Origin of the sequence: Marinilabilia salmonicolor (assembly GCF_003003035.1) — a bacterium.
In the GTDB taxonomy this organism is placed as follows: Bacteria; Bacteroidota; Bacteroidia; order Bacteroidales; family Marinilabiliaceae; genus Marinilabilia; species Marinilabilia salmonicolor_A.
This window is the reverse complement of sequence record NZ_PVTS01000049.1, coordinates 1-2212: the sequence shown is the minus strand read 5'-3', so window position 1 is coordinate 2212 and position 2212 is coordinate 1. Positions and strand designations below refer to the sequence as shown.

The following is a 2212-nucleotide window of genomic DNA, read 5'->3' as shown; positions in this document are numbered from 1 at the left end:
CATGGTTTAAAGAACCGCCGTATACGAGACCCGTACGTACGGTGGTGTGAGAGGCTCTCCGCTAGGTCATTGACCTAGCGGCAGTCTACTCGATTGTGGTGCGTTTCCGTTTCTACCAATTATCATTAGTTTCAGTCTGTTTAAATTCAAATTTCTGTTTGAAGGTATAATCTAAAATCACACTTGGACTTTTCATAAATGAAGAAGTTATTTCTGACTTCCCACGCTTTAATCCATAAGTTACAATACTTGTTTTTTCGCCCTGCTTTGTTAGTGGGTCATCATATTTTTGGGACAAGAAAATTCTTTTAATTGTAACTCGGTATTTCCCTTCTTTCAATTCAATAATTACAAAACCAGTATAAAAACTTCTCGGTATATACATTGGGATACTCATTTCGGAATAACCAGCTCCTTTAAAATCAGCATCTATCTGTTTTAATTCTCCGGTTAATTTGTTTTCACTTTTTTCAATATTTTCCAATAAACCGGATTCTCTTACTTTGGAATAGAGTTGTTCAAAATTCATTTGTGTTTCAAAGACTTTTTGCCATATTAAGTCGGTTCCTTCTGCGTGAAAATTGTTTACTGATTGTTGGCTCATTGTATTTGTCAGCAAAGCAAGAATAAAGAGATTCAGTAAAATGATTCGTTTCATGTTAATTGTTTCTTAAAACCTTGATTAAAGTTAAATCTATTTATTGTATGTCAAGCATTTATATTTTTATCAAAATTATCACTTTTTAATCTCGTAATCGAATCCATTTTGACGTTAGCGAGAAAATTTAATTCCGCTTGTCGTGCTGTGTTGAATGCACCACAACGTCCCGGCTATATGCGCCTGGGCGTGGCTTTCAGACCAGGTGTGGCTTTATCAGCTTGAACGCATGTAATAGGGTAATACGAAACCCTCAATATGCAGTGGATGCCACGACTGGCGTATATAGCTCCGTTATAGCGCGTTTTTCTTCCAGTTTTCAGTTTTTAATCCAGGGATACGCTCAAAATGACTATCATTATTTGTAACTAAAGTCATTTCGTTTTCAATTGCTATTCCTGCAATCAATAAATCTATATCGTCAACTATATTTCCAGATTTTCGGAGATTAGCGTATATTTCTGCTGATAGTTTTGCAGATTCTTCGGTGAGAGGTAAAACGAGATTTTCTGATACAAATTCTTCAAAGATGTTTAATTGTTTAAAGGCATTCTTTGCGTGTAAGCCACTAACTATTTCATAGTACGTAATTATACTAATTTCTAAAATATCAAAATAGTCAAGGTATTTTTCAAAATTTTTTATTACGTCATTATCCCCTTTGAGATAATAAGAAAGAATATCTGTGTCAATTAGGGCTCTATTCATTTGTTCTTCGTTTGTTTCGCTGTCTTTTTTCAATTAAATTATCTGTTAAATCTTCAAAGGCGCTATCATCAATATTTTTCCATGAACCAGCAAAAGAGAGGTTTCTTTCTTTTTTGTTAGTGGATGATTCCAATCGAGAGACAAAATCATCAATTTCTTTTAATCTATTCGAAGGAATTCTTTGTATTTTTCGAAGGATTCTGCTTCTTATCTGAGTATCTATTATCATACGTTTTCCCTTTTTTCCAAATTTACCAAATATTTCAAAATAATCAATTCAATAAGCCTCAGTTTCATTCTAAATGCGCTATAACGGTTACGTGTATGAAACGTTTGGCATTTCGAAGCACTTTCCTGTCAAGTTACAAGTGCCTATAATACGAGCTGAAATGCTTAATAACGCACTGACTGCCAAATGTTTTATATACGATGTGTGTGCCCTGCATGAGCAGCAGCGCACCCACACTGGAAGTTCTAGAAAAAGATTAAAAATACAAATCTTTTTCAAGTAACCATAAAGTGTGAGGTGAATTTATCCGGAGGGTGTAAGTCCCTTATGCGCGAGGGTGACGCCTTGAAGCATTAGCAAGTGGCAAGCTGGTTTACCGCGAGGTATGCAGTGAAGGAAGCCAACCGGCAAAAGTCTGTACTGACGGACAGGTATTACAGGATTAGCATATGCTGTAAGGCGCATATGAGGCATGATCGTTCGGGTAAGCAAGCACATCATTGTAAAGCCCAAAGAACACCAAAAGGACAGTTATGTAGATGCGACAGGAATAGACTGAAGGATAAAGCTCTTACCAGGGGATAGCTCCACGTTCACGAGGTGGACATGTGAAGCAG

Annotated in this window: 3 protein-coding genes; all 3 read right to left on the bottom strand. The window is 36.3% G+C overall.

What is annotated here, in order from left to right:
* Nucleotides 1-112 precede the first annotated feature (112 nt).
* The 3 genes from BY457_RS18815 to BY457_RS18805 all read right to left on the bottom strand — a co-directional run bounded on the left by BY457_RS18815 (nucleotide 113) and on the right by BY457_RS18805 (nucleotide 1595).
* Nucleotides 113-658, bottom strand: a complete 546-nt coding sequence (locus BY457_RS18815) for a hypothetical protein (protein WP_106154868.1) — start codon at nucleotides 656-658, stop codon at nucleotides 113-115.
* A gap of 294 nt (nucleotides 659-952) precedes the next feature.
* The gene (locus BY457_RS18810) at nucleotides 953-1366 is read right to left on the bottom strand and encodes a type II toxin-antitoxin system VapC family toxin (protein WP_106154867.1); all 414 of its coding nucleotides are present in this window, start codon (nucleotides 1364-1366) and stop codon (nucleotides 953-955) included.
* Nucleotides 1359-1595, bottom strand: coding sequence for a hypothetical protein (locus BY457_RS18805; RefSeq protein ID WP_106154866.1), 237 nt, complete (start codon nucleotides 1593-1595; stop codon nucleotides 1359-1361). Before BY457_RS18805 ends, BY457_RS18810 begins: the two co-directional genes overlap by 8 nt.
* Between the last annotated feature and the right edge of the window lie 617 nt (nucleotides 1596-2212).